Source organism: Vibrio bivalvicida (assembly GCF_001399455.2).
Classification (GTDB): Bacteria; Pseudomonadota; Gammaproteobacteria; order Enterobacterales; family Vibrionaceae; genus Vibrio; species Vibrio bivalvicida.
This window is the reverse complement of sequence record NZ_LLEI02000050.1, coordinates 1-5,061: the sequence shown is the minus strand read 5'-3', so window position 1 is coordinate 5,061 and position 5,061 is coordinate 1. Positions and strand designations below refer to the sequence as shown.

Genomic DNA, 5,061 nt, shown 5'->3' with positions numbered 1-5,061 from the left:
TACGGCGGCTTGTTTACGTTTTGTGTTATGTTGTCAGCCACTTAGCAGGGCGTTAGCTAGTATTTAAAGAAACTAAGGGCTTAAGTGCTCATGAATACGGGCTCTAGCCTCACACTTGATAGTCCTTAGGTACAAACTATCTCGCCAGTGGCACTGTTCGAAAAGTGGGTGAATCAACCTAAGTCAGTTTACTGAAGTGGTGTGTTTGTATAGTTCTTTGTTGTGGTTTCTTGGGTGTTGAAACGTTGTCATAGATAAATCTACTTAATGCACTTGGCTAGTAGTTTCTTCGAAAGCATTCTCTGCCAAGTAAATTTCATCAATTGTGTTTTAGTTATCGAACTCTCCAATGAACACCGCCACTCGAAACAAACAATGTACTCCACATTAGGCACTGGGGTGAAAAATTCAACCTTCTTCGTAGCAGCTAACAAACTGCTTAAGACGGACTATCAACGCTCGGCAATTTTACTTCTAATCAGGCATAGTGTTTACGGTAGTTAGGTTTACTTTGGTGACTTGCGTTGCTAGCCACTTAGCAGGGCGTTATGTTTCTGTCCAACTACAGAGGAAGTTAAATGAGAAGTTTATTGCTGGGATTAGCGCTAGTTGCTAGCCAACCAGTGCAAGCCTTAGATATTTTTAATATTAAAAGTGGTGACTTGTGTGAAAATACTGAAGGGAAACGTTGGGTATGTCATGACAACGTAGATACCTATGTTACTGGTCAATCTAGGTGTATGTACAATCAAAACGTAGAGCCGTGCACGTGGTATGGATTTGAATTTGAGTACAAATCCTACGACGAGAAAACACCGCTACGTTGCTCGTTGTTGTCGAGTTACCCGATGGAGTTTGGAAATCCAAAGGATCTAGAAGGGAAGTCTGATACCCAGAATTTTGAGTTCATGCTTGAATCAAGCGAAGGTGTCTTTTTTAACCCTCAGTATATGCTTTTACCTAGGTATGGTGAGGCTGTAGTGGTAGAGCATAGAGTTGAATGCAAATACAACGAAGAGACCGTTTTCGAGTCTTTAAAGCGTTTTCATTTTCCAAAAATATAGTTTAAACATAACAAGGCGTTTAAGACGGATTCACAACGCTTGGCGGTTTTGGTTCAAGTTAGCTTAAGTGTTTAAAGTACAATGGTTTAAGTTTAGTGGTTGGCGTTGTTCACCACTTAACGCGGCGTTAGGTATTTAAAACAAATCCATCTGCGGAAGGTTAGGGAAGTAATTTATGGATCAGGCTCTTTTTCATCGAACATTGCTCAGTTTCGTTGAAAATTTAAACCGAAACTTTGAACATCTCAATGAACATTTTGTACTTTATGAAGAAAAAGAAAAGAGAACTAATGGGTACGCAGACTCATTCGAGGAGTATTTTGACGACTGGGCTCAAGCCAATTGGGAGTTGTTAGTAGAAAGAGTTGTGTGTAGGTATGATGAGTTCTTGGTTTCTTACGGGAATGGTAGCGACTATGAGTCGATGTTGCATGACCGTGTGTTTTTTCATAACGCAGAACCTACACATAAAGTTGTATGTAGTTCAAAAAATGAAATCGTTGATTACTTGTCAGGTGAAATAGTGGAACTCAGTGATTACGAATTTGAGTGCTTTGTTTCTGCGCATGATAAGATCTATTCAATTACCCCTCCCTTTGAACACATACTCTTATCAAAATATGGTGAGTCCGTCTGTGGTGAAGATGGAATTCGTTACTTTCCACTAGAGCAGCTTGTAGTTGTACCAATTATGCATATAGCGTTTAGTGCTCACAGGATAATAAACACCTAACAAACTGCTTAAGACGGACTATCAACGCTCGGCGATTTTACTTCTACTCATGTATAGTGTTTACGGTGGTTTGTTTGAGTACAATGGTTTGCGTTGCTAGCCACTTAGCAGGGCGTTAGCTAGAATTTGAAGAAACTATGGGTTAAATGCTTATGATTACTTGGTTCTAGCTTCACACTTGATAGTTTAAAGGCATAAAGTATCTCGCCAGTGGCACTGTTCGAAAAGTGGTTGAATCAACCAAAGTCAGTTTACTGAAGTGGTGTGCTTGTCTAGTTCTTTGGTGCGGCTTCTTGGGTATTGAAATGCTGCCGTGGCTAAATCTGTTTTGCGCACTTGGTAGTGGGCTTCTTCGAAAGCATTCTTTCCCAAGCCTATTTCATCAATCGGTTTTTGGTTTGTGAACTGTCCAATTTACATTATCATCCGAAACCAATAATGTATTTCAAATTAGGCACTTGGGTGAAAACCTCAACCTTAATCGTAGCAGCTAACAAACTGCTTAAGACGGACTGCCAACGCTCGGCGAATTCACTTCAAAGTTTGTTCTGTGTTTACGGCGGCTTGTTTACGTTTTGTGTTATGTTGTCAGCCACTTAGCAGGGCGTTAATAAGCTACTGTTAACGAATAGTTTTTTGGGTATGTAGTCTTTCATTGGCTGTACCTTTCTCGGCACAAATTCTCGTTCTCTAGCGCGCTTTGAGTTCTGAAGTTTCTTTGATGTAAATGCCATTTGAAATCATCGAGAGCGCTAATATGCCAGCAACCATCTTCGCTCTCAAAGGTACATCGTTGTGGCAATTAACTGTCCGTGACTTCAGAGGGTGGCCTGTTCTCTGTTACTTTGGTTTGGCTACTTGCTTAAAGCTGGTTTCTGGAAAGGAGAGTGGGTCAGTAGCCAATAAAAATTTGGTTGGTTTGTACTGTTGAGTTCGGTGGGTTGTTTGGGTCAAGAGCGTGCGGAAAGTATTTTATTAACAAAGTGTTCAAGCTGGATTCTCAACGCTCGGCGGTTTTGGTTGCAAATTTTAGTGCAGTGATTAAGGTGGCTTTATTAAGTGTTGTGGTGCGTTGCTCACCACTTAACACAGCGTTAGTTGGCAATAGTTTCTTGGTTTTAGGTACGGGTTCTGTGTGCGTTGTTTACATTCGTTCTCCGAGCTACGGCAAGCGGAAATTTCACAGCTATTTAATTGGTTTGGTGGCTAGCTTGCCTTTCTAGTTTTGTGTCCGGTTTGAAGAACGGGCGTATTAGGTTTGCTGGTTTCAGTGCCTCTTGCATGCAATGGACTACCGTAGCTTTTAGTTTGCCTTTGCAAAAGGAGCTTTGGATGTTTAAGTTGTCCAGTCTACTAATTTAGGGCGCTCGCTGATTCTACTGTGGAAAATGGAAACTTCAGTGCGTGCTAGCCAACTAACAATCTGCTCAAGACGGACTATCAACGCGGGGCACTTTTAGTTCTAAATCAGGTATAGTGTTTACGGCGGTTAGTTTAAGTATCGCGGTAAGCGTTGCTAGCCACTTAGCAGGGCGTTATGTGAATGGAGTAAATATAAGTAATGGAATACCAAGTCGTTAAAGAATATCAAGATGCTCCGAAGTCACCTATTCAAATAGTAAAAGGTGAAAAATTGCAGTTTGTGGAAGAATCAGATCCAGAAGGTGATTGGCCAAATTGGGTCTTTTGCCGAGGAATAAACAAAGAAGGTTGGGTTCCTAAACAAATACTAGTTGTTAAGAATAGGGAAGTAACGGTACTTGAGGACTATTTAGCTAAGGAACACAATTTGACGGTTGGTGAAATACTAGTACAAGAGCATGAATTAAACGGCTGGATTTGGAGCAAGAAGCTAGGTAATTCGGAAGAATTAGCTTGGGCACCTCTAAATCATCTATGCGCTGTGTAAATTCACATAACAAACTGCTTAAGACGGACTGCCAACGCTCGGCGAATTTACTTCAAAATTTGGTCTGTGTTTACGGTGGCTTGTTTGCGTTTTGTGTTATGTTGTCAGCCACTTAGCAGGGCGTTATATTTTTAGGTGAGTATGAATAAAATATCAGTCAAAATTCAAGCTAGATCAGCTTGCGATTGCTTCAAGATAGCAAATACGTCACTAGAGTTGGCGAGAAGGGCAGAAGAAGATTGGGAGCGAGAACATCATTGTATAACAGGGATTACTTTCACAGCTTTTTCTATAGAAGCAATGCTTAATCACTTTGGAAAAATCTATGATAAAAATTGGAATGAGTTAAAAATGGAGCGTAAGTCTCTCCATAAGAGATTGTTCGAATTTGTAAACTTGCCAAACTATTTGGGTTCTAAAAATTATCAATTGGCTAAACAGTGTTTCGAAATGCGTGATGCTTTCGCTCACGGAAAAACAGTTATGGAGTCTGTTGAAGTTGAGCTACCAGAACTTACTGATGATGAAGCTTTAGCAATGCACATGTGTGCAATTTCATCAGCTCCCTTTAGAAACTCGACTTTTCAGATTTTTGAATCTTTTGTCAAGGTAGCTAGAGAAATTGAGCATGATATTCAAAAAAATGGCTTCTATCCTGACACAATGGATCATCCACTGTATGCGCCGCAGCCTTTGAGGGAATGTCCTTTAAGTGTCATAGGCATGCGCGTATGGTAAAAATATAACAAAGCGTTTAAGACAGATTCGCAACGCTCGGCATTTTCAGTTTGGGTCAGCTTTAGTGTATAAGTTGGCAAGGTTTTTTGTTAGGTGGCAGCGTTGCTCACTACTTAACGCGGCGTTAGCTAGTGTTTAAAGAAACTAAGGGCTTAAGTGCTCATGAATGCGGGGCTCTAGCTTCACACTTGATAGTTCCAAGGCTTTAAGTATCTCGCCAGTGGCACTGTTCGGTAAGTGGTTGAATCAACCAAAGTCAGTTTACTGAAGTGGTGTGCTTGTTTAGTTCTTTGGTGCGGCTTCTTGGGTGTTGAAATGCTGCCGTGGCTAAATCTGTTTTGCGCACTTGGTAGTGGGTTTCTTCGAAAGCATTCTTTGCCAAGCCTATTTCATCAATTGGGTGTTGGTTTGTGAACTGTCCAATTTACATTATCATCCGAAACCAATAATGTATTTCAAATTAAGCACTTGGGTGAAAACCTCAACTTTAATCGTAGTAGCTAACAATCTGCTTAAGACGGACTGCCAACGCTCGGCGAATTCACTTCAAAGTTTGTTCTGTGTTTACGGCGGCTTGTTTACGTTTTGTGTTATGTTGTCAGCCACTTAGCAGGGCG

4 protein-coding genes are annotated in these 5,061 nt (G+C 40.9%); all 4 read left to right on the top strand.

Annotated features, from left to right (window positions below):
• Positions 1 to 578 precede the first annotated feature (578 nt).
• The 4 genes from APB76_RS16550 (at position 579) to APB76_RS16530 (ending at position 4,444) form a co-directional block, all read left to right on the top strand.
• Complete coding sequence (locus tag APB76_RS16550; RefSeq protein ID WP_054962228.1) at positions 579 to 1,064, top strand: hypothetical protein; 486 nt, start codon at positions 579 to 581, stop codon at positions 1,062 to 1,064.
• Positions 1,065 to 1,239: 175 nt separating this feature from the next.
• Positions 1,240 to 1,797, top strand: a complete 558-nt coding sequence (locus tag APB76_RS16545; protein ID WP_054962227.1) for a hypothetical protein — start codon at positions 1,240 to 1,242, stop codon at positions 1,795 to 1,797.
• Positions 1,798 to 3,358: 1,561 nt separating this feature from the next.
• Positions 3,359 to 3,706 (top strand): SH3 domain-containing protein, encoded by a 348-nt coding sequence (locus tag APB76_RS16535; protein ID WP_054963661.1) that lies wholly within the window; start codon positions 3,359 to 3,361, stop codon positions 3,704 to 3,706.
• 141 nt (positions 3,707 to 3,847) lie between these two features.
• Positions 3,848 to 4,444: a hypothetical protein gene (locus APB76_RS16530; protein WP_054963660.1), complete on the top strand. Its 597-nt coding sequence runs from the start codon at positions 3,848 to 3,850 to the stop codon at positions 4,442 to 4,444.
• Positions 4,445 to 5,061: the final 617 nt, after the last annotated feature.

What these genes read in the sequence shown, in the direction of transcription:
- APB76_RS16535 (WP_054963661.1), top strand. Translation starts at nt 3,359, where the DNA reads ATGGAATACCAAGTCGTTAAAGAATATCAAGATGCTCCGAAGTCACCT.
- APB76_RS16530 (WP_054963660.1), top strand. Translation starts at nt 3,848, where the DNA reads ATGAATAAAATATCAGTCAAAATTCAAGCTAGATCAGCTTGCGATTGC.
- APB76_RS16545 (WP_054962227.1), top strand. Translation starts at nt 1,240, where the DNA reads ATGGATCAGGCTCTTTTTCATCGAACATTGCTCAGTTTCGTTGAAAAT.
- APB76_RS16550 (WP_054962228.1), top strand. Translation starts at nt 579, where the DNA reads ATGAGAAGTTTATTGCTGGGATTAGCGCTAGTTGCTAGCCAACCAGTG.